The sequence below is a fragment of the Bradyrhizobium quebecense genome (genome assembly GCF_013373795.3).
Lineage (GTDB): Bacteria > Pseudomonadota > Alphaproteobacteria > Rhizobiales > Xanthobacteraceae > Bradyrhizobium > Bradyrhizobium quebecense.
On sequence record NZ_CP088022.1, the window covers coordinates 7,687,307 to 7,708,074 of the forward strand.

19 protein-coding genes and 1 pseudogene are annotated in these 20,768 nt (G+C 60.7%); 10 read left to right on the forward strand and 10 right to left on the reverse strand.

The genetic code is table 11. The features are described from left to right. Positions 1-14: 14 nt before the first annotated feature. The 6 genes from HU230_RS36785 to HU230_RS36810 all read left to right on the forward strand — a co-directional run bounded on the left by HU230_RS36785 (position 15) and on the right by HU230_RS36810 (position 4,768). Positions 15-506: a hypothetical protein gene (locus HU230_RS36785; RefSeq protein WP_176534001.1), complete on the forward strand. Its 492-nt coding sequence runs from the start codon at positions 15-17 to the stop codon at positions 504-506. Further along, positions 469-1,377, forward strand: coding sequence for a hypothetical protein (locus HU230_RS36790; RefSeq protein WP_176534000.1), 909 nt, complete (start codon positions 469-471; stop codon positions 1,375-1,377). Before HU230_RS36785 ends, HU230_RS36790 begins: the two co-directional genes overlap by 38 nt. Beyond that, on the forward strand, positions 1,370-1,558 hold the full coding sequence (locus HU230_RS36795) for a hypothetical protein (RefSeq protein WP_176533999.1): 189 nt from the start codon (positions 1,370-1,372) through the stop codon (positions 1,556-1,558). Before HU230_RS36790 ends, HU230_RS36795 begins: the two co-directional genes overlap by 8 nt. Further along, positions 1,555-1,914, forward strand: coding sequence for a hypothetical protein (locus HU230_RS36800; protein WP_176533998.1), 360 nt, complete (start codon positions 1,555-1,557; stop codon positions 1,912-1,914). Before HU230_RS36795 ends, HU230_RS36800 begins: the two co-directional genes overlap by 4 nt. 674 nt (positions 1,915-2,588) lie before the next feature. Further along, positions 2,589-3,239, forward strand: coding sequence for a hypothetical protein (locus HU230_RS36805; protein ID WP_176533997.1), 651 nt, complete (start codon positions 2,589-2,591; stop codon positions 3,237-3,239). Next, positions 3,236-4,768 (forward strand): DNA primase family protein, encoded by a 1,533-nt coding sequence (locus HU230_RS36810; protein WP_176533996.1) that lies wholly within the window; start codon positions 3,236-3,238, stop codon positions 4,766-4,768. Before HU230_RS36805 ends, HU230_RS36810 begins: the two co-directional genes overlap by 4 nt. Before the next feature lie 292 nt (positions 4,769-5,060). On the opposite strand, the gene HU230_RS36815 is transcribed toward HU230_RS36810, so the two are convergent. Both HU230_RS36815 and HU230_RS36820 read right to left on the reverse strand, forming a co-directional pair. Continuing rightward, on the reverse strand, positions 5,061-5,336 hold the full coding sequence (locus tag HU230_RS36815; protein WP_176533995.1) for a hypothetical protein: 276 nt from the start codon (positions 5,334-5,336) through the stop codon (positions 5,061-5,063). Positions 5,337-6,489: 1,153 nt separating this feature from the next. Continuing rightward, the gene (locus HU230_RS36820) at positions 6,490-7,020 is read right to left on the reverse strand and encodes a hypothetical protein (RefSeq protein WP_176533994.1); all 531 of its coding nucleotides are present in this window, start codon (positions 7,018-7,020) and stop codon (positions 6,490-6,492) included. Positions 7,021-7,123: 103 nt separating this feature from the next. On the opposite strand from HU230_RS36820, the gene HU230_RS36825 reads away from it, so the two are divergent. Both HU230_RS36825 and HU230_RS36830 read left to right on the forward strand, forming a co-directional pair. Next, positions 7,124-8,185, forward strand: coding sequence for a hypothetical protein (locus HU230_RS36825; RefSeq protein ID WP_176533993.1), 1,062 nt, complete (start codon positions 7,124-7,126; stop codon positions 8,183-8,185). A gap of 12 nt (positions 8,186-8,197) precedes the next feature. Beyond that, the gene (locus tag HU230_RS36830) at positions 8,198-8,929 is read left to right on the forward strand and encodes an AbiU2 domain-containing protein (protein WP_176533992.1); all 732 of its coding nucleotides are present in this window, start codon (positions 8,198-8,200) and stop codon (positions 8,927-8,929) included. Positions 8,930-9,049: 120 nt separating this feature from the next. On the opposite strand, the gene HU230_RS36835 is transcribed toward HU230_RS36830, so the two are convergent. The 4 genes from HU230_RS36835 to HU230_RS36850 form a co-directional block, all read right to left on the reverse strand. Further along, positions 9,050-9,616: a hypothetical protein gene (locus tag HU230_RS36835; protein ID WP_176533991.1), complete on the reverse strand. Its 567-nt coding sequence runs from the start codon at positions 9,614-9,616 to the stop codon at positions 9,050-9,052. 289 nt (positions 9,617-9,905) lie between these two features. After that, a complete protein-coding gene (locus HU230_RS36840) occupies positions 9,906-11,210 on the reverse strand; it encodes a hypothetical protein (protein WP_224943973.1) in 1,305 nt (434 codons plus the stop codon). Between the two features lie 3 nt (positions 11,211-11,213). Continuing rightward, a complete protein-coding gene (locus HU230_RS36845; RefSeq protein WP_176533990.1) occupies positions 11,214-11,804 on the reverse strand; it encodes a ComF family protein in 591 nt (196 codons plus the stop codon). 205 nt (positions 11,805-12,009) lie between these two features. Then, positions 12,010-13,173: a tyrosine-type recombinase/integrase gene (locus HU230_RS36850; protein ID WP_176533989.1), complete on the reverse strand. Its 1,164-nt coding sequence runs from the start codon at positions 13,171-13,173 to the stop codon at positions 12,010-12,012. 239 nt (positions 13,174-13,412) lie between these two features. Between HU230_RS36850 and HU230_RS36855 the strand changes: the two genes are divergently transcribed. Further along, on the forward strand, positions 13,413-13,844 hold the full coding sequence (locus HU230_RS36855; RefSeq protein WP_176533988.1) for a hypothetical protein: 432 nt from the start codon (positions 13,413-13,415) through the stop codon (positions 13,842-13,844). Between the two features lie 111 nt (positions 13,845-13,955). Here HU230_RS36855 and HU230_RS36860 read toward each other — a convergent pair. Both HU230_RS36860 and pyrE read right to left on the reverse strand, forming a co-directional pair. Further along, positions 13,956-14,754 (reverse strand): annotated as a pseudogene (locus tag HU230_RS36860) (DUF2865 domain-containing protein). A 407-nt stretch (positions 14,755-15,161) separates the two neighbouring features. Next, a complete protein-coding gene (gene pyrE / locus HU230_RS36865; RefSeq protein WP_176533987.1) occupies positions 15,162-15,725 on the reverse strand; it encodes an orotate phosphoribosyltransferase in 564 nt (187 codons plus the stop codon). Positions 15,726-15,927: 202 nt separating this feature from the next. Here pyrE and HU230_RS36870 point away from each other — a divergent pair, with 202 nt between their 5' ends. Further along, positions 15,928-16,554, forward strand: coding sequence for a glutathione S-transferase family protein (locus HU230_RS36870; protein WP_176533986.1), 627 nt, complete (start codon positions 15,928-15,930; stop codon positions 16,552-16,554). 161 nt (positions 16,555-16,715) lie between these two features. Here the strand turns inward: HU230_RS36870 and HU230_RS36875 are convergent, their stop codons facing one another. Both HU230_RS36875 and polA read right to left on the reverse strand, forming a co-directional pair. Further along, the gene (locus tag HU230_RS36875; RefSeq protein ID WP_176533985.1) at positions 16,716-17,351 is read right to left on the reverse strand and encodes a LysE family translocator; all 636 of its coding nucleotides are present in this window, start codon (positions 17,349-17,351) and stop codon (positions 16,716-16,718) included. A 239-nt stretch (positions 17,352-17,590) separates the two neighbouring features. After that, entirely contained in the window at positions 17,591-20,644 is a 3,054-nt protein-coding gene (polA, locus tag HU230_RS36880; RefSeq protein ID WP_176533984.1) for a DNA polymerase I, read from the reverse strand. Positions 20,645-20,768: the final 124 nt, after the last annotated feature.

A 20,768-nucleotide genomic window follows, 5' to 3' on the forward strand; every position in this document is an offset into this window, starting at 1 on the left:
GCGATGGTGTCCCGATGGCTCGCGAAGTTCTGGCGATGTTTAGAAATCATCCTGCGCGCTTGGCTGCTGTCGCTGCCGGCGAGCGCACATTCATCTCGGACCGCCCTTGCTGGCATCATCCTGCATCTCCGCGCTATGTCAGTCGTGGGCAGCGTTGCGTTGAATGCGAGCGCATCAGAGCCGAGGCGAAGCAACGCGCTAAAGCCGCGAAACGTCGGGCGAGTGTAAAGACCACATCAAAGCCTGTCATGCGTCCACGACTTCCCGAGCCGCAACAGTTCAGCGCGGTCTACCCGCACCGTAACAACACCCCAGAGAAGCACGTCGCGAACGTCGCGGCGGCTCATTCCCGGTTTGGATATCGGCCCGGACGGTTTCCCGCACGTCGTGCGCTGATCGAATACGAACGGCGCGACGTTGCACGGCAGAATTCCGCACTGCTCAATGACCTAATCAGGACCAAAACCCATGTTGCTCAGCGAACAAATGATGGTAGCGATTTGTGAGACCGTGGCGAGCGGCGTGCTCGTGTTGTCGAGGGCTGCCGAGATGAACGGCGTCTCCCGGCGCTCCCTCTGGAAATGGTTAGAGGAGAGCAAGCGCGGCGAAGATGAGCGGTACCTCATCGCGTTTCCGACCGATGAAAAGCGTCCTTTCCATGTCGCGATTGCTCGCGCTCGCCGGATGGCAGCGATCGATATCAGGTCAGAATTTGAAGCTCGCGCACTTCGCGGACATGACGAGATCGTACATTTCCAAGGTCAGGTTGTTTGGCAAATGGACCCGCGTGCTGTGGGGCTCGACCCCGATATCAGAGAAATGCTTGGCTACGATCGGGATGGCTATCTTCGCAACGAGCGGGGCGAATGCATTCCGGTGAAGCAGCACATCCAGCCGCCTGTCGCCGCTGTCGTTAAGGTGCTCGCCGCACACTTCAAACAATATGGGGACCGCGTTGAGCAGAACATCAACCTGCGCGGCGGCGTCACGCTCGGTGTTCAAGCCGTTGGAATGTCATCGCGTGCGGACGGTCCGCCGGCCATCCCGCCCGCGCCTCCGCGCCCAGTGCTTGACGTGACGCCTCCGCCGGCAGCGCTGCCAGTTCCGGAAGCGATCGTTGATGCAGAATTCAGTGAGCCGGACGCGACGGCCGACACGGCCCCGATGGTTGAGGAAGAGTTTGCCGCAGCACCGATGCCAGAGCCGACCAAGCCTGAGGTCGTGATCCGGGAAACACCGCCCCCGGAATATCAGCCTGTGATGACGGATCAGGCGCGGGACTTGCTTACTAGGTTGCGCGGTCCCGTAGGGTTGCGTTCCGCCAATCCTGTCGGGAGCATCAAGGCAACGAAGCCGATGAGGTCCGCATATGATTGATGGAGCCCTCAAAGCTCGCGGCGTCGCGGCATGGACAGCGCAAGCGCGCCAGCTTCACGACGAAGCCAACCGTTGCGCGGAAATTGATCTCGACGTGCCGACCTCGCTCGCGCTGCGTCGTGCGGCGTTCGCGGCGGAGCGGAACGCTGCCGAGTGGCAGCGCTATAAGGTCCGCCAGTGATTGACGATGACGACAGCGACGATGCTTTCAGTCTCGACGATGAGGCCGGGCTCGAAGCGCAGCGCGCGCCCGGGCTGGTCGTCCCGTTATTGTCGCCCGGTGACACTGTCGCGGAGTACGAGGAGCGCATGCGTAAGGCCCGCCGGCTCATTGACTGCCTTTTCGTCGATACCGATGAGAGCGGCGCGGAATACTGGGCTGATGCGCAGCACGCCGAACGGTGGCGGGTTGCCATGGGCTGGCCGGAAGGTCGGCCGCCGACCGTTGAAGAGGCCACGGCGTGGCAGGCTAACCGGGTCGCGGTCGCCGAGTATCGGGAGTGGGTTCGGTTGTACGGCCCCGGCGCGGCATCCTGAGCATGGTGCGTTATTTCGGGAGCGCGGCAGGGAAGGACCGGCCAAACGGAAGGCCGTTCCACGGGCTTCCTAAAGGCTTTCAGAGGGTTGCAATAAGTCCGAAACGGACTGATTACGTCAGATAACGATGTTATAGGACAATAGTACCGTCAAAGTATTGACATTGTTAACTATTTAGGCAAAACTGCGCCAGTCGGCAAACCACTCCCCGCCATGGTGCGGTCTACGGTTCCCGGCTGTCCCCCAACCGGATGTTGAAACGGGCCGCCTCTCGACAAGGCAGCCCGTTCGAAATTGTGCTCTCGCGGCCCGGCAAGGCCCGACAGCGCGATGACTGTATGAGGCAGCCATGATCCCGATCTACTCGACCCAGCGTGGGACTTCAATCGCGCATTCGTGCGAGTTGGAAAAATCTCACGGCGACTTTGCCGCGTTTATCGCGCCGTTGCACGCATATAAAACGACGCCGCGCGGCAGACTTCTCGAAACCCTCCGTGACATCCTGAGCCGGCACAACGCGCCTCGCATCGTCGAGTGGTGCGATCTCTATCGCGCACTCGTGAGACGCAATGCTGCATCCGACGAAGCCATCCTGACCGCTCGCCTTTTGTGGAGCGAGTACCGAAAATCAACCGCGACCGCGTCCCCCGGAAGCACAACCCGGAGGGCCCCCCATGCTTAACATCAGCGAACAGATTTTCGAAGCGGCCGGCCTGACACCGTTTGGACGCGAGCCCGACTTTGTGCTGCCGCGACCGCCGACGCCGAGGACGATCGCGAAGCTTGGCGATGTGCTGGACCGCGCCGAGCACGCCGCTGATCACGTCTGGGATGGTGACGGCGGAACGTATTGGGGTTCACCTGACACGATGCCCATTGAACGTTACTACGCGATTTGCGACCGCCGGCATCAGGCGGAGATCGAATACTCGCGCGCCGTCAACGCTCGTGACCATTTCGCGCAGGTTAGGGCGGAACAATCGAAGCGCACGCCGTCACACGAGCGCGTCGCCGAGCTGTTCACGGCAATGGCTCATGCAAATTATCACCTCGATATCATCGAACGATGTCGCCCAGACTTCGCCAGCGTGCGCGAGGCGATCGACGCGAAGGCGAAGGCTATCCACGCTGAACATCTCTATGAGATCGCACTGAGCAAGTATCGCAGCGCCGCGCGTGCCGCTCGGCGACAAGGCAAACCATTCCGTGACCGCCCCCGCTCGCGTCCTGTCCAATTCGACAGCGATGGACGCGCCTACTACCGCACCGGCCGTTACACGTCCCTCGACGGCGCGCGCATTCCAATCGTGGAGTACATCCAATGACCGATGATCGCATCATTGATCCGGGCAAGCCGTCAGAGACGGCGAGCGCGTTCAAGGCCGCTCGCTATCCGACGTTGATCAACCATCAAGACGAATGGCTCTCGTGGGACGGCAGCGTGTATCAGTCGATCGAGAACGCGACAATCGAGAGTGAGATCAGCGAGTTTTTGCAAGGCGCGAGGCGATGGCAAGCGCAGGGCAACAATCTGATCGCCGTTCCATACTTCGCCAAGTCGAAAGATGTCAAAGAAGCCTACACGCTGTTGAAGCACGCCTGTCATGTTCCATCGAACACGATGGCTCCGCCGTCATGGCTGCCCGGCGCGCCGAAAAAGCTTGCCGCGCTCAGCCCGCGCAACATCATCGCATTCAAAAATGGACTGCTCGATATCACCACGCGCAAACTCTACCCTGCAACGGCAAGTTTCTTCACGCGTTCGGCGTTGCCGTTCGACTTCGATCCGGGCGCAGCGAAGCCAGAGCGATGGCTTGCGTTTCTTGATGAGGTCACCGCCGGCAAGGGCGAGAACGGCGAGCCCGTTCCGCGTCCCGCCCTTGTGCAGTTGATCCGGGAGATGATGGGCTATCTGATCTCGTGCAATACTTCGCAGCAAGTGGTCTTCCATTTCTACGGGCAGCCCAGATCGGGTAAGGGCACGGTGCTGCGCGTGTTGCGCTCTATCGTCGGTGAGCGAAACACGGCTGCACCGACAGTGCAGAACCTGGCTGGCGAGTTCGGCCCGTCAAGTCTCATCGGAAAGTCGCTCGCGATGATCACAGACATGGCGACCGACAACCGGCAACATCTCAGCGCCGCAGCGTCACACATCAACGCGATCAGCGGCGAAGACCCACAGACGATCCGCCGCATGTATCGCGAGCCGTGGAGCGGCTACCTGCCGACGCGCTTCGTGCTCGTGTCCAATGCCCTGCCGAACTTCGGAGCACACACGTTGGCGCTCTCGACCCGGTTGCGTATCGTGCCGTTCGAAAACTCATTCCAAGATCGTATGGACGCCGACTTGACGGCGAAGCTTATCGCCGAGCGCGCCGGTATCATCCTTTGGTGCTTGGATGGCCTCGACGATCTCAACTTGACAGGCCGCTTTGACGAGCCCGCCGATTGCGCGACGTTGAAGGCGCGGCTCGTGCTGCGGAGCAACCCCATCGTTGGCTTTGTCGCCGAGTGCTGCACCGTGGCGCGAGAAGTGACGATCGACAAGGATGTGCTCTACGACCGGTATCTCGACTATTGCGACGATGTCCGCGTGAGACCGAAGCCAAAGGAGGATTTCTCCGAAGGCCTCGCCGACCTCTTCCCCTCCGTCTACGCGAGCAAACGGACGCACTCGCCGGGCTCAGCGCGCAAGGTGCCTTGCTATCGCAACATCGTGCTGAATGACACCGAGATGGCCCGGTTGTTCAAGACTGATCCGGGGCTCGCCGAGTTGGGCGTCGACCCGCTGTTGCGTGATGAGGCGGGCAACCTGATCTTGCGAGACGACCGAGAGCCCGCCTTCGAGTATTGACGAGCCGCAATAGTCCGCGAGGAGCACAAAAGCCGCCGCGCCGGGGGGGGGCGGCGCGACGGCTCCGGGCTGATACCCTCCTGAATACGAAAAGCCCCGGTCGATCAGCGCCGCTTTTTAGTGTCGTATGGCTGGCGCGTAAGCGGCGGGTAGATAACACGCTGTGCTTGATGCTCCTCGATCGCCTGCATAAGCTTTGGATCGTCAGCCGCCTTACCACGGTGAGGGCGGCTAGCTCTCTCGGCCCTTATGAGATTTTCTCCGGTAATCCGGCGCGTCAAAGTTTTCTTCGTCATCGGCGCGCCTCGTCTACTATCGCATTGAAGCGGGCACGCAGTTCGCCAACTGAGTAGTGATCGAGGACTTTTTCGTTGCTCCCTTCTTTGCCAATCGAGGTGAAGAAGTTGGCCGCGACCTCCAATGCTCGATCGGGCGCAAATCCCATGGCGACAAGATCAACGATGCCCTTGCCGCCCAAAGCCTTGAGCTGCATCTCGGCTTGCATAAATTCTATATGATCGACCTCGCGCTCCGTGAGATAGCGGCTTAGCGTCTCCTGCATAGTCACGGGTAGCTCCCTATTGTCGCCGGCTCTCCGGCTCGCATCGTCGGCAGCACTGAGCGGGATGCTCTGACGCTCGCGGCCGATGCCAATTAGGGACCGCGTCTTGATACTTGGCCGCGAGATAGGCCGAGCGAGCGCGGCGCGCAATGAGGCTTGGAAGCGATATCCGCTAATGTGGTAAATTTCGCACGGTACAACCACGCCGAGCGCGTTGTACCGTGCGCGAGCTTGTCCCGTGTACATGTTGATTGGGGTGAGGGGCCCATGGCTTCCGCTCAAGGCCCGTGCCGGCCGTGCCGTCTATTCCCCCTATGTTAGTGTTCGTTTTAGGAGGAAATATAAAGAGGGGTAGGGATCGATCTCACGCCGGCACGGGCCGGCACGATGATGTTGCCCTGCCGGTTGGCTCGGGGAGGGGTTCAGCGCGAATTGCACGCTAGATCGGACCAAAGGGACCAATAGTTCAGGCTTATCGCTCGTCTGAGGCGCGATTAACTCTTTGTTAACCTTAATGAAGTGTTAAAGCCGCTCGCTTCGCCCTCGCCGGTATTAACCTAAACTCTAAACCCTAACCCACGTTAGGGCTCTCCCGAGGGATTAACTACGCTGCTAGGTCGCCCTTGACATGCTATGACCTGCGCATGCGCCACGTGGGACCGTGGTTAATGTCCCTGCTGCATAGGTATTCGCTACCACCTCGTATTGTGCAGCGTAATCAACGCGATGCAGGAAATGTGTCATAACACCGCATACGCGAACGGGGGGGGTATGGTTAACGGCGGTGCGGAGCTACCGGGTAGGAGCCCCATTTTGGGACATCGCCCAGAACACCATGCCCCCGCAAGGGCACGTTGTTACTGCTGATTAGGTCCATAATCTCACGTAGAAAATCCCGGGAAATAGCCTAGAAACTTGCCCTGAATTCAGGTCAAATCGCTGGTTCCATCGAACCGGAAGCCTAGAAAAACGTTGCAAAAGGGCTGGGGAAGTTCTATTTTTCCCAGAGATCGCTGGATATAGGGCGTGAGCATAACCAGCCCCGCCTAGTGAAAACTAGGACCGTCTGAACAGACGGGCAGCCCCCTAATAAGGGGTCAAGAGGTTCGCCCCGAGACACTTAGGTGTCGAGCAGGCCCGAAAGGGCCTGTTTCTATTTCTACCACGGCGTTCTGCGGTTTTGTGCGTAGATGCGTGGGGGAAGCTTTCCCTTCAAGACCAGCCCAACCAAGTTAACGAAGCGGACTTCGCCATAGGTGGCCACGTGCTTGTCGTCGGTCCGATGGAAACCTGTGCGCACCCGCATCCACAGTTTAGCGTCTGCGCGGCCTTTCAGTTTTTCTAAGCTCAAAGAAATGACGTGGTGGCGGCCCTCACCCAAATCCACAGTGATGACTAGATAACGGTCGCCCTGTCCCATCCACACTTTGCCGCGCATCGCGCGCTCGATGCATCCCCACATCTCCAACGACGCGGCATATCGCTTCGTGCAGAAGCGTCCGTCTTTCCGGCTGCACCCGGGAAAAACTGGTCTCTTGTCGTCTGGCTCTGGGTCCGCCGTGAAGCAATGATCGGAAAACGTCACGAAGATCGAAACGTCAGCGTCGCCCACCCGCACCGTAATTATACGGTCGTCGAGATGACTGAGGTCGAAGGTCTGGTCTCCGGTTTGAAAGGGCTCCCACGGCACTGAAATCGATCCTTCAACTGTTCACGCTACGGGTGCTAGTCGTAAAATCGGAAATTCGCAACGACACAACGTTGCCCCAGACTAAAAGGCCAAGTGATGTTGCGTGCAGTCGCTCGCCCTCTTCGTGGTGCTGCCGCCCGGCACGGCTTGGAGACAGGAGATCGTGATGGACGAACCGCCGAGCACCAACGATGGCATGTTTGTAGAAACCGAGGCCTTTAAGGCGTTGGAGTTCTACGTGCGCAATTACACAGCGCTGACGTTTGTTGGATTGGGATCGGAAAATAGGGGGATTGTGTTAGGGAGCAAACCTTTTGTGTGTCGCTATTGTCGAGGAAAGCCTCCAGAAAAAACGTTCAAGAAAACCGCTCATGCCGTCTCGCAATTGCTCGGCAACAGAATTTTAGTGTCGCTCTACGAATGCGATGACTGCAACAAACGCTTCGGTGGCTTTGAAGACGACCTTGGCAAAATGACTTTGCCAATGCGAGCCATCGGTGGCGTCATCGGTAAGAATGGCATTCCGAAAATACCGCTAGCAAGCCGTAGTGGTATGCGGAAGCCCACCTTGGAACACAAGGACGGCAACTTGAACTTCTCACATGACGCTGGCGACGACGTTGGTCTCGTTGACGATCCGGTGAATAAAACGCTGACGCTTACCTATAACGAGCAACGCTATCGTCCGCTCGCTGCTTACAAGGCGCTATGCAAATCCGCATTCGCGCTGCTGCCCGATGACGAGCTCATGAATTTCGAAGAACTCCGACAGTGGCTTCTTCAGGCTGATGTAACGACTGGTATGGTCTATGGCCGCAATTCTTACATCTTGCACAAAACGTTCGTTCCAGCTCACAAGCCATTCAAGCAACCCGTCGTTTGTTTGCTCAGACGCAATTCTCAAATCGATGCTCCTTACATTTCGTTCTTCATCGCGTTCGGGAACGTGAGTTATCAGATATTCTTGCCTTGCCCGTCGAAAGACGCCCATTTGACTGGTAAGACTATCACGACACTGGCTTACCCTCACTTCTTTCAGCTAAAGCCGTGGCTCATCCCTGCTCCAACGGTGGCACGGACTGAAAATCTTGGCTCGCCGGATCAAACGGCAAATCGGCTCGGGCGGTTAGGTTGGCGCTACGATCAGAAAATTAAGGTCAGTTAGAAAGAGCCTGACATGAGTGATCTGCAATCGGTAACTTCTATGAGGATTGACGATCCTAAGATCGTTACTTTGCGAGCCATGGTGACCGCAGCGATGGAAGAATTCGACTGGGCTGTCAGGTTCTACGAAGTGTGGAAGATCGCCGCTGACGACAAGGACCTTCACGCTCGTATGGGCACGTCCTTCGCCACGCACGCATTTCTCATCACGCGAGCCGCCATCCGTCGCGAGATGTTGCTCGCGCTCATGCGCCTTTGGGACGTTAAATCCAAAGACAAGGCCAAGAAAAATATTCGCATGGATTGGATCGCGGACGCTGTCGGCGACAGACAGGTCATCGACGCCCTAGCATTGGCTAGAGCGGAGAATTTTGGGCATTGGCCGGGAGTATTTGAAGGCATGCGCGCAGAACTTGACGCGAAAGCGGTCGAGGTGATCAATCTCGTGCGCAAGTATATGGAGGGCGGCTCCCATCACGCCGCACGGAGAAAGCTCACCACCTTGCGGCATCAGCAGCTAGCTCATCGGCAAATTGCGGCAACGGCCGAGAGCGCGCCATACGAAAACGAGATTGAGGAATTTTATCGGGATAGCGCGAAGCTAGTCCAAGTACTTTGCTCGCTTGTAAATGCAACGGCTTTTGATCCCGAAGACTTCGCCGGGGTCTATCGGCATTATGCAACACTCTTTTGGGCTGGCGCACGTGGTGAACAAACCGAAGGCCATCCAAATTACCCGAGATAGCCGCCCCGGAGGCGTCTTTGCGCGCCGGATTGAAGTCGCGCACCTCGTGCCGGTTCGAGAAGCGTCACGAGAACGCGCCCGTCTGGCAGCTTGGTCGCTCTTCCCGACTGACCGAAACCGCTAGCTTCGAAGCTCGTCCAAGAACCGCCGCTCGATCTCTCCTAGAGAAGTGAGCACATCGTGAGCGACTACGGCAGCTTTATCGATTGCCTGCGCATCTTTCTGATCAGCGAATTTATGGCGCGCGGCCAAAATCATGCAAACATCAATCTCGCGTCGATTTTCTGAGCTTAGTGCCGCTCCAAACATAGCCACGTAGTCGCGTAGCTTTTGTTCGATGCCGGCAAGGTCCAGCGCAGCAGCAACCATTGCTTCCTCCCATAAAACGCGGGGGTTGAGTTCTGGTTCGATAGTTCGATGTAGGGCAATAAACGCAGAAGCGGCCTCGATCTCTTTCTGAAACAAAATCTCACGCTTCTTCAAGTTGAGTTTGTGCGTTTCCGTCTTTTTGGCCAGCTCGCCTTTGAGTTTTTCGGTTTCTCGCCCAAGCTCGGCCTTATGGCTTTCGATAGAGCGGTCTGCGACCAATTTAGAAACGAACGCCGCCGCAGCAACAGTCAAAGCACCAATGCCGCCGAACAGGCCTGCCGCTTTCAGTAAGAGGTCCCAAACCTCCGCTTGCGTCAAGTTCTGTCCTTTTATCCCAGAAGGAATTTAGGTCACTCAGTTAGAGACGAGATCAATTGCGCAGCGAGCCTAGCCGAACTTTCCCCTAAGTCTCAAGAGGCCGGTGGCTCGTGTAGGCTGTCTCTATACCGTTTGTTCACCGGTCTCGGCGGCACTCCCGCGGGGCAGCGTATCCGCCTGACGCCGTTGCGCCGTTCTTAACCCGGTAGCGGCGGCTTTTGTTTGTTTGCAGCGGTGGCGGCCCCAAAGTGCAGTCTGATAAGCACTCGCATGGAGGCGAGAGAAGGCATCACAGCTTTTCAAGCTCGGCTAGAAACGCCGGCATCGCATCGGCGATCTTATTGTAACCATCTTTGAATGTGAGCAGGCCCCCAATCAGCGCGTTCACCAATTGATTGCCGCTGCGCTCCGTATGAAAGCCTCGACCATAGTGCACAATGAAGTTTTCACGATCGATCCTCGAATATAGGCCCGACACGCCGAGCCAATTAGGATGCGCGGCCTCGCTCAACGAGTTATAGGCGTCTTCAAAGCCCGGTATCTTCTTGTCCAAACGCTTTACAAAGGTCAGGACGTTGATCGCCTCCGGCCCGTCCGCCCAGCTATTTTTCGAACCTGCGAACATCCGCATGAGAGCGTCATTGAGGGCGGCTGGCGTGTAGCCCTTCCGGTTATCCAGAATTTCGAGCAAGTACCACGTCATCGCGGCGCTTTCGGCGATACTGCGAACGAGTAAAGCTGCGACCGTGAAGTCTTGCCTTTCAAGAGCATCGCAGGCACCGCGCGCCAACTCTTCGGTGCGCCAAATTAGGGCTTCACGAACTGTGAGAAGTTGGAATGGTGCCTTGGACCGAACGCCGAGCGCCGCAATTTCGATTTTGTCCCGCAGGCTCGCGCTCAAACCAGCGGCAAGCCGTCGCGCTTCGGCTAAATCTTCGGTCCACAGTTTGGGGACGGCGTGATGCGACATCGGCAGGCGGCCAGTCGCGTTGCCCGGTTGTTTGGCCTTTTCGCTTGACGAGGAAGGGGCGTTGCCCGCGACATCAAGAGAAAGTTGCTCTTGCGAAATGCTTGCGATAACCGAAGAGAGGTTGATCTTCTCTTCGGCCTTCGCGCGGGCGTGGGCCGACATGAACGTGAGCAGGAGATGAAGTCCAGCTTTGTCTGACACGTTGATGAAGTCGCTACTCTTATTTACGAAAACGACCGACTTCTTTCTCTCTCGTAGAAGTTCAATTACGTTGCTGAGTGTTCCCGTGCTTTTGCAGTCCCAGATCATCAAGCCGTAGTCGCTCGTCCGAGCCATCTCCAAATCTTTAGCGGTGAAATAGGCTCGACTACCGGGCTTTGCTTTCGAAGTGACGTTTTGAACTGGCCAGTTGGCCACGTTGTTTCGGGGCAATTCTCCGGTGCAGTACACGGTGACCTTCTCCGCTTGATAGGCATGCAGACATTTTTGTATCGAAGTGTCGGCCCCATCGGCGTCTCCGACCACAACGTCGAGGTCTGAAGATACGATCCTACCGATCCTCTCTTGCACCTTTTTGTGCAAGCGATTGATCGATATTGATCCAGCGATGAAGACCGTTGTCATACTCTATTTCCAAGTTACCGAAGCGGCATACACGTTGCCAATCTTCTTGTATGTCTTCAACGTTTTAGCCACTGCGTCCATAGTCGCGCCGGTATCGAACAAGTCGTCGAGCAGAAGGGCGTTCCAACAACCTTCATTTGCGATGGCGGGATTAATGCTGAAGCGACCGTTTAGAGCTTCATCTTTCTCCTGACGAGTGTTCAAATTCTTGAGTTGCGGGCTACCTTCCGGCGCTGGCGCTTTGACAATGATGTTGTCGAATACGGGCATGCCCGCAATTCTGCTAAGCTCTTTGGCGATTTCATTAACGGGCTGCCGATCGCGCGTCGTTGATGCGGGCATAGGGACTATGAGGCCGACCGTTCCGAACATCGGTAGCAGCGACGCCTTGATCTGCGCGGCGAGCGGCGCGACCTGAGACCAATCGTTGCGATACTTCAATTGAAACAAGGCCTCCCCGGGCTCTGAGCGTTTCGTGTCAAACATTGGACGCCCGTATTCGTTATACCCAATGAACTCGCTCGAAAGTGTGTGTTTGTTGAGCGCGTATCCACCGTCCCAACTGCCTTCGAGCTTCTTAAGCTGCACTTTCATGCGGCGCGTCCTTGTCAAATGCTTTGCCGGGTATTTGAAGGCAACCTCAAAAGGGTGCTTATACAAAGTCCCAATGTTGTCCGACAGTGTGTCGGCTCCCATTCTAGTTGCGACACAACCTTTTCGGGAGAGGTGGATCGCGAGCATTAGACTTTGTGATCAATGCGGAGTGGTCTCGAAGACGCCCGCGCTCATGCAGAAGTCGCTATATTTGGCCGCCGCACACGAAGTCCGACCATGCGGCCATGATCTCGCGCCGCTTCTCCAGTTGTGGCGACCGTTGGTAAGCCGCCCGGACCTTGCCGCGTGTTAGATGCGCAATGCACATGTCGGCGAGATCGGCCCCGTAGCTAGTCGCGTCAATGACCCAATCGGAGAAGGATGAGCGGAAGCCGTGCACGGTGAAACCGTTCCCGTCGTTGGTCTTCAAGGTGTCGAGCATGGCGTTCTGGCTGCTCACGCTGAACAGTGGCACATCGTCGGCTCGGCGCTTGCCGAGTAACGACACGGCGGCCGGCGAGAGCGGCACGTGATGTGTGCGCTTGCCCTTCATCCGGTCTTTCGGGACAACCCATGTCACCACGCCATCAACCTCTTTGATCTCTCGCCATGTTGCCGGGGCCTTGGTCTCCTTGCCCTTGTATTCTGCGCCGATCACTTCGTCGGTGCGTGCGCCGGTCAGGATGGTGAAACGCAGCGCGTGAGCGTCATCGCTGTTGAGCTTAGCAATGCGACCGTAGAAGGCCGGTACGTCGCGCCACGGCATCGCCTCATGATGCTCTTGCTCATCGGCGACCTTGACCACACGGAGCTTGCCAGTCTCGGCGTACCGGATGACGGCCTCGATATAGAAGCCGACATCCCGGCGCGCCTTGGTTTGCCCGTCCCATGTCGCCAATGCCTTGTTTTTGGCGTCCTGATCTATCTCGGGCAGCCGCAGCGCCGTGAAGTCCGGTATCTGGTCGAACAGGAACTCGTAGCGGCGAAGCTCCCGGGCCCGGTTGGAGGCGGCCCAGTGCGGTGACTTCGCGGCGAGGTATTCGGCCAGCGCATCGGAGAAGAGCTTGCCTTTTGGTTTCTCTGCGAACTTGGGGGCCCGGAGAGTAGCGAGGAGGGCGAAGGGGTCTTCGCCGCGCCGGGCGGCCTGCCACAGCTTGGCGGCCGTCTCCCGGGCTTCCCGGATACTGTAGCCATTGGCGGAACCAATGCTTCGCCAACCGGCCTTGTAGCGGTACATCCAAGACGCCTGCCCCGGGGCGGCGACCTCCAGATAGAGCCCGCCCCCGTCGCAGTGACGGCCGGGCTCGCGCATCAGTGAGGGATGCACGTTGTCGCCTGTCTTATCGGTCGGGAGCAAATGGTCACGCATTGAAAATCCTCGCTTGCAAATCGCGCCCGACGCACTCAGAATGTTTACCCTTTGTTCGCATGTGGGTGGTCTGATAGATCGGGTGCTCCATACGTTTTTCCCTACGCAATTCCCTACGTCGGGCAAGCTATCTGGAGATATCCTAACAAATCCCTACGAATAAAAATACAGCAAAATCAGGCGATTAGTGGTGCGGCGTCATCCTGAGTTATCCCGAGATATCAAGTTCTGAGGTCTACATGTCCACCATCGCCTTTGACCAATTCGCTCTGACCCGGATTGCCGATTTCGCGCGGTCGCTGTCGCGGCTGCACCAGGCCTCGCGGCGCCAGCCGATCGACGATGACCAGCTCGACCGCGAGTTCAACGCGGTCTGCATGTCGATCTGGGGCTACACCACGGATGATTTCAGCGACGAGCTGTTCTCGGACGAGGATCACGCCTGGCTCGATACGCTCGATGAAGCGCATGCGCGCATATTCGCCGGCGAGCAGGGCTACGACCTCGTCGACGATCACGGCATGCTGACGGACTGGTGGGGCTATTGCTGGATGATCCTTGCCGAGAAGCGCGGCCTCCTCAATCCGGAGAACCGCGCCGCCGCGCGGGCCGCGATCGAGGAGAAGTACATGGCCGCGCCGAATGTGATCGGCGTGATCGTGGCGCGGTAGCTATCCCTCCGTCATTGCGAGCGTCAGCGAAGCAATCCAGCGTCCCGCAACCCAAGTGTGGATTGCTTCGCAATTTTGTCGCGAGCTCCTCGCAATGACGAACGCAAGCCGTCAGTTCGCCTCGGCCCGCTTGCCGGGCTTTGCGGCGTTACCCTTCGGCGCCCCGGGCGATGGTGCCGATGGCGCGACATCGCGGCTGGTTTCCGGCAGCGGCGGCGTCGCCGGCGATCTCGGCGCTGACGGGAGCGACCTTCATTTCGCCGAGCCGCGCGCGAACCGCCGCGGTCAACCCGGGATAGGAGGCGATCGGCGTGAAGTCGAAGGACTGCTCGTTGCCGACGCGGACGCCGGTGTAAGCGACGAGGCCGTCGGTGGTCGCGATCACGTCGCCGGCACGCAGCGAGGCATCGAGCGCGAGGTCGACGGGCGCGAGCCCGGCCGGGTCGCGGCCGTTGCAGGTGCAGTCGGCGCGCAGCGCCTTGCGATAGGCGAAGGCATTCTCACTGTCGGCGTAGCGCTCACCCGTAGCCGAGGCGGAGCTGTCGATATGGCCGCCGTAATAGACCTTGGTCGCGCTCGCGGGACAGAACGCCTGGCAGAGCTGCGCCGGCGTCGCGTTGCCGCGCATCGTCAGCGGAAAATACTTGCCGTCGCAGCTGCGCACGCAATAGGCCGGCCCGGAACCGGCCACGCGCGGCGCCGAGACCGGCGCGGACGTCTGCCGTTCCGGCTGCTGGTTGAGACCGAACGGATCGGCGAAGAAATTGGCTTGCGGCGGGGCCTGCCGGCCCTGCTGCCTCTGGGAACCGCCGAAGAAGAAGTCGAACAGCCCTTCGGCCAAGACGGGAGCGGGCACGACCAGGACGGAACCCGCAAACGCAGCGGCGGCAAGCATCACGCGGCGCCGCATGCGCCGATCACTCAACTCTGTACGCAACGCCAACTCCACCCGACGCGCCTCGCCGCGGCGACAAGGTGCCCCGGCGGCTTCACCTTAAGGCGGGATGGTAAACGAGCGATTGATTAGGGGTGACGGCGTCACAGGAAGGCGAGATGGCGCGGACCTTCTCCACCTCGCCCCGCCTGCGGGGAGAGCATAGGCCGCCTCCGGCGGCCGTCCTCAAGAACGCCGAAGCAAGGCTTCGGCTATGTCGCATGAAGTATTAGCGAAATGCGATCCGGGTGAGGGGGTACAGGTCTCACCGCGTTCACGGCTCATGGAAGCAGCCCCTCACCCCGACCCTCTCCCCGCATCCGCCTTCGCACGAAGGCGGGCTTCGGCGGACAAGAGAGCGGGGCGAGGGGGAAGAAAAGACCTCAGTCCTTCAAGAACTCGCCGGCCTTGTACAGCGCGCGGAACGGCAGCCCGGCTTCGGCGAACGTCTCGGTAGCGCCTTCCTCGCGGTCGACCATGGTGAACACCAGTGCGATCTCGCCACCGGCCTCACGCACGGCTTCCACCGCCTTCAGCGCGGAGCCGCCGGTCGTGGTGACGTCCTCGACGATCACGATGCGCTTGCCCGCCAGGCTCTCGCCCTTGGCGAGCCCTTCGACGGCGAGCCGCGCGCCGTGCTCCTTCGGCTTCTTCCGCACGAAGAAAGCGGCGATCGGATGACCCTTCAGCCATGACAGCTGTGCAATCGCGCCGGCGAGCGGCACCGCGCCCATCTCGAGCCCGCCGACGAAATCGAGCCGGTCGTCCTTCAGCGCATCATAAGTGAGCTCGGCGAGCAGCGCTGCGCCTTCGGGATCGAGCATCGTCGGCTTCAGGTTGAAATAGAAATCGCTCTTGCGGCCCGACGCCAAGGTGATCTCGCCGCGGCCGAACGAGCGCTTGCGGATGATCTCGGCGAGGCGGGCACGGGAGGCTGATTTGGACAAAGGCTTTTCCCTTGGGGGTTTTTTGGGGCTTCTGAGGCGGCCGGCAATCTATCGGCGGTCTCTCGCACATTCCAGCGGGTAAATCCCGCCGTCAACAGTGCCCGCGCCGCCATTTCAGCGCAGCCGTGTGCGGAAAGCGCGGGTTGTGCGGCCCCCGGCTTCCCCCTAAAGCAAGCGCCAAACACTTGCGAGGGAAGCGGAAATGACCATCGAGCTGCACACCTGGAACACGCCCAATGGCCGCAAGATCTCGGTGGCGCTGGAGGAAATGGGGCTGCCCTACAAGGTGATCCCGGTGAATATCGGCAAGGGCGAGCAGATGGCGCCCGCGTTCCTCGCGATCAGCCCGAACAACAAGATCCCGGCGATCGTCGATCCGGATGGTCCCGGCGGCAAGCCGGTCAGCATCTTCGAGTCCGGCGCGATCCTGCTCTATCTCGGCGAGAAGACCGGCAAGTTCCTGCCGAAGCCGCTGGCGGAGCGGATCCCGGTCTATGAGTGGCTGATGTGGCAGATGGGCGGTTTCGGCCCGATGCCGGGCCAGGTGCACCATTTCATCGCGCTGGAGAACGAGCAGGACCGCGCCTATGGCCTCAAGCGCTACATGGCGGAGACGCGGCGGCTCTACGGCGTGCTGGATCGCCGGCTGGATGGCCGTGAATTCGTCGCCGGCGATCTGTCGGTGGCCGATTTCGCCATCCTCGGCTGGGCCTGGCGCCATCCGCGCCACAAGGTCGACCTGGCCGACTTCCCCAACGTCAAGCGCTGGTACGATGCGCTGATGGCCCGCCCGGCGACGAAGCGGGGCATGGAGGCGAAGCTGGATTGATCTTCTCCCTCGCCCCGCTCTTGCGGGGAGAGGGTCGGGGTGAGGGGCTCTCTCGGCAAAGAAGTTGGAAGTTGTATTCGCGGTGGCTCCCCCTCACCCGGATCGCATCTGACGATGCGATCCGACCTCTCCCCGCAAGCGGGGCGAGGTAAGAGAGCAAGTCACGCCCGCCGCGCCTCGAGCGCCATCTTCATCGCAAGTCCCGCGAGCACCGTGCCCATCAGCCAGCGCTGCACCAGGAGCCAGGTCGGGCGGGTGCCGAGGAACACCGCGATCGAGCCGGCGGCTAGCGCGATCAGCGCATTGACGCTGACGCTGATCACGATCTGGATCGAGCCGAGCGCGAGCGACTGGGTCAGCACGCTGCCGCCGGCGGGATCGATGAACTGCGGCAGCAGCGCCAAATAGAGCATCGCGATCTTCGGGTTGAGCAGGTTGGTGATGAAGCCCATCGCGAACAGTTTGCGCGGGCCGTCGACCTTCAGCGCCTTGACCTGGAACGGCGAGCGGCCGCCGGGCTTCAGCGCCTGCCACGCCAGCCAGAGCAGATAGGCGGCGCCGGCGAAACGCAGCGCGTCATAGGCGTAGGGAATTGCAAACAGCAGCGCGGTGATGCCGAACGCCGCACACAGCATGTAGAACACGAAGCCGAGCGCGACGCCGCCGAGCGAGACGATGCCGGCCGCCGGCCCCTGCGTGATCGAGCGCGAGATCAGATACATCATGTTCGGCCCAGGCGTCAGCACCATGCCGAGGCAGATGAGCGCAAAGCCGAGCAACGCGGATGTGTGGGGCATGATGGGTCTCGCAAGGGGATACACACACTGTCTAGCGTGTCATCCGCCGCGCGGCCATGTTGGAATTGCTCTCGGAGCAATGCGGTTCGGCAAGCGAGATGCGAGGGCTCCCTCTCCCGCGTGCGGGGGAGGGCGGGGTGGGGGTGTCTCCGCGCAGAATCTTTGAGCGGAGAGAGCCCCCACCCGCCGCGCTCTTTGAGCGCGTCGGCCTCCCCCGCAAGCGGGAGAGGCGAAGAAAGCTAATGCGCCTCGTCCCAGTTGTTCGCGGCGCGGGCATCGACTTGCAGCGGCAGCGACAGGATCACGGCCGGGAACGGCGCGTCCTGCATCACCTTCTGCACCACCGGCAGCGTTGCCGCGACCTCGTTGTCGGGCACCTCGAAGATCAGTTCGTCGTGCACCTGCAGCAGCATCTGCGCCGAGAGCTTCTTCTCGGCGAGTGCGTCCTCGACCCGGATCATGGCGCGGCGGATGATGTCGGCCGCGGTGCCCTGCAGGCGCGCGTTGATCGCGGCGCGTTCGTTGAAGGCGCGCACCGAGGCGTTGGACGCCTTGATGTCGGGGTAGTAGCACTTGCGGCCGAACAGCGTCGTCACATAGCCGTTGCGGCGGCAGAAGTCCTTGGTCTCGTCCATGTAGGCGCGGATGCCGGGGAAGCGCTCGAAATACTTCTTGATGTAGGCGGAGGCTTCCTCGCGCGCGATGCCGAGCTGGTTGGCGAGGCCGAACGCCGAGATGCCGTAGATGATGCCGAAATTGATCGCCTTGGCGCGGCGGCGCACCTCGCTCGGCATGTCCTTGATCGGCACGCCGAACATTTCGGAAGCCGTCATGGCGTGAATGTCGAGCCCGTCGCGGAACGCCTGGCGCAGCACCGGCACATCGGCGATCTCCGCGAGCAGCCGCAGCTCGATCTGGGAGTAATCGGCCGACACCAGCTTGTGCCCGGGCGTCGCAATAAAGGCGCGGCGAATCTTGCGGCCGTCCTCGGTCCGCACCGGGATGTTCTGCAAATTCGGCTCGTTCGACGACAACCGTCCCGTCGTGGTCGCGGCCAGCGCGTAGGTCGTGTGGACGCGATGGGTCTGCGGGTTGACGTAGGTCGGCAGCGCGTCGGTGTAGGTCGATTTCAGCTTCGAGACCTGGCGCCACTCCAGAATCTTCCTCGGGAATTCGTGGCCCTGTTCGGCGAGCTCATCGAGCACCTGCGCGGTGGTCGACCAGGCGCCGGTCTTGGTTTTGGTGCCGCCGGGCAATCCCATCTTGCCGAAGATGATGTCGCCGATCTGCTTCGGGCTGCCGACATTGACCGGCTCGCCGGCGATCTCCTGGATCTCGGCCTCGACGCGCGCCGCGGTCTGGGCGAAATCGCCCGACAGCCGCGACAGCACCTGGCGGTCGATCGAGATGCCGCGGCGCTCCATCCGCGCCAGCACCGACACCAGCGGCCGCTCCAGCGTCTCGTAGACCGTCGTCATCCGCTCGGCGACGAGGCGGGGCTTCAGCACCCGCCACAGCCGCAGGATCAGGTCGGCGCTCTCGGCCGCATATTCGGTCGCCTTGTCGATCGTGACCTGATCGAAGGTCAGCTTGCCCTTGCCGCTGCCGACGAGGCCGCCATAGCTGACGACCGCATGCCCGAACCAGCGCTCGGCGAGCGCCTCCAGCGCATGCGAGCCGCGGCCGGCATCCAGCGCGTATGACATCAGCTGCGCGTCATCGATGTTGCGCAGCGTGACGCTGTGCTGCGCCAGGGTCACCGAAGTGAACTTGACGTTGAAGCCGACCTTCTGGATGCCGGCGGACTCCAGCAGCGGCCTCAAGGCCTTCAGTGCATCGGCGGTCTTGATCTGGCCGGGCGCGAGGCCGGCATCGAACAGCCCGGCGCCGCCACCAGCCTGCCGGTGGCTGAGCGGGACGTAGCAGGCATCGTTCGGCGCCACCGCCAGCGCCAGTCCGGACAGTTCGGCCTGCATCGGGTCGATCGATTCCGACATCGCCTCGATCGCGATGTAGCCGGTGTCGTGCGCGCGCGCGACAAAGGCGTTGAGCTGATCGAGACTGCCGATCGCCTGGTAGGCCTTGCGATCGAAGCCGGTCTTGCGGATCGCTTCGCCGCGGGCCTCGGCCAGCGTTGCCGGCGTGCCCTTCAGGCTGGAGTTCTTGTCGTCGCGCGCGCCAGTCGGCTTGGCCCTCGCAGGTCGTGCTGCGGCTGATGTCGGAGCGTCTCCCGGCGCCGGCGTCACATCCGACGGCGGCAGCGGCGAGAACACGCTGGCGCCGCTCTTGTTGCCGGGATCGGCATCGACATCGGCGGGGTCGATCTGCGCATAGTCGGCGACGCGGCGGGTGAGGGTGGAGAACTCCATCGCCTTGAGGAAGGCGATCAGCCGGCGCGAGTCGGGCTCGTGCACCGCGAGGTCGTCGAGCGGCACCTCGAGATCGACCTTGTCGTCGAGCAGCACGAGCTGGCGCGAGATGCGCGCCTTCTCGGCGTTCTCGAGCAGCGCCTCGCGCCGCTTCGGCTGCTTGATCTCGCCGGCGCGGAATAGCAGCTGATCGAGATCGCCATATTCGATGATCAGTTGTGCGGCGGTCTTGATGCCGATGCCGGGGACGCCGGGCACGTTGTCGGTGGAATCGCCGGCCAGCGCCTGCACCTCGACCACCTTTTCGGGCGGCACGCCGAATTTCTCGATCACCTCGTCGCGGCCGATGCGGCGATCCTTCATCGTGTCGTACATCACGACCTTGTCGTTGACGAGCTGCATCAGATCCTTGTCCGATGACACGATCGTCGTGGTCGCGCCGCGCTCGGTGGCGAGCCGCGCATAGGTCGCGATCAGATCGTCGGCCTCGAAGCCGGCCTGCTCGAGGCAGGGCAGCTCGAAGGCGCGCACCGCCTCGCGGATCAGGGCGAATTGCGGGACCAGATCGTCGGGCGCCGGCGGCCGGTGCGCCTTGTAGTCGGGATAGAGCTTGTTGCGGAACGTGACCTCCGACTTGTCGAACACGATCGCCAGATGGGTCGGCCGGTTGTCCTCCGGCATGTCGCGCAACAGCTTCCACAGCATGTTGCAGAAGCCGAGCACGGCATTGACCTGCAGCCCGTCGGACTTGCGGTTCAGCGGCGGCAGCGCATGATAGGCGCGGAAGATGTAGCCCGAACCATCGACCAGGAAGACGTGGTCGCCCTTCGCCGCGGCCTTGGTTGTCACGGGCTTGGCGGCGACGGGCATGGTTGCGGTCTTCGGGGCTGGTTTGGCGGGGTCTTTGGAGGCTGTTTTCGGCATGGCCGAAACTTAGGGATTTTTGCGCGGATTGACAGCCTTAGTGTCATAGAATTGGCTGGTGCCACACAACCAAATCGTCGTCCCGGCCCCGGTGCGCAATTGCGCACTAGGCCGGGACGACATC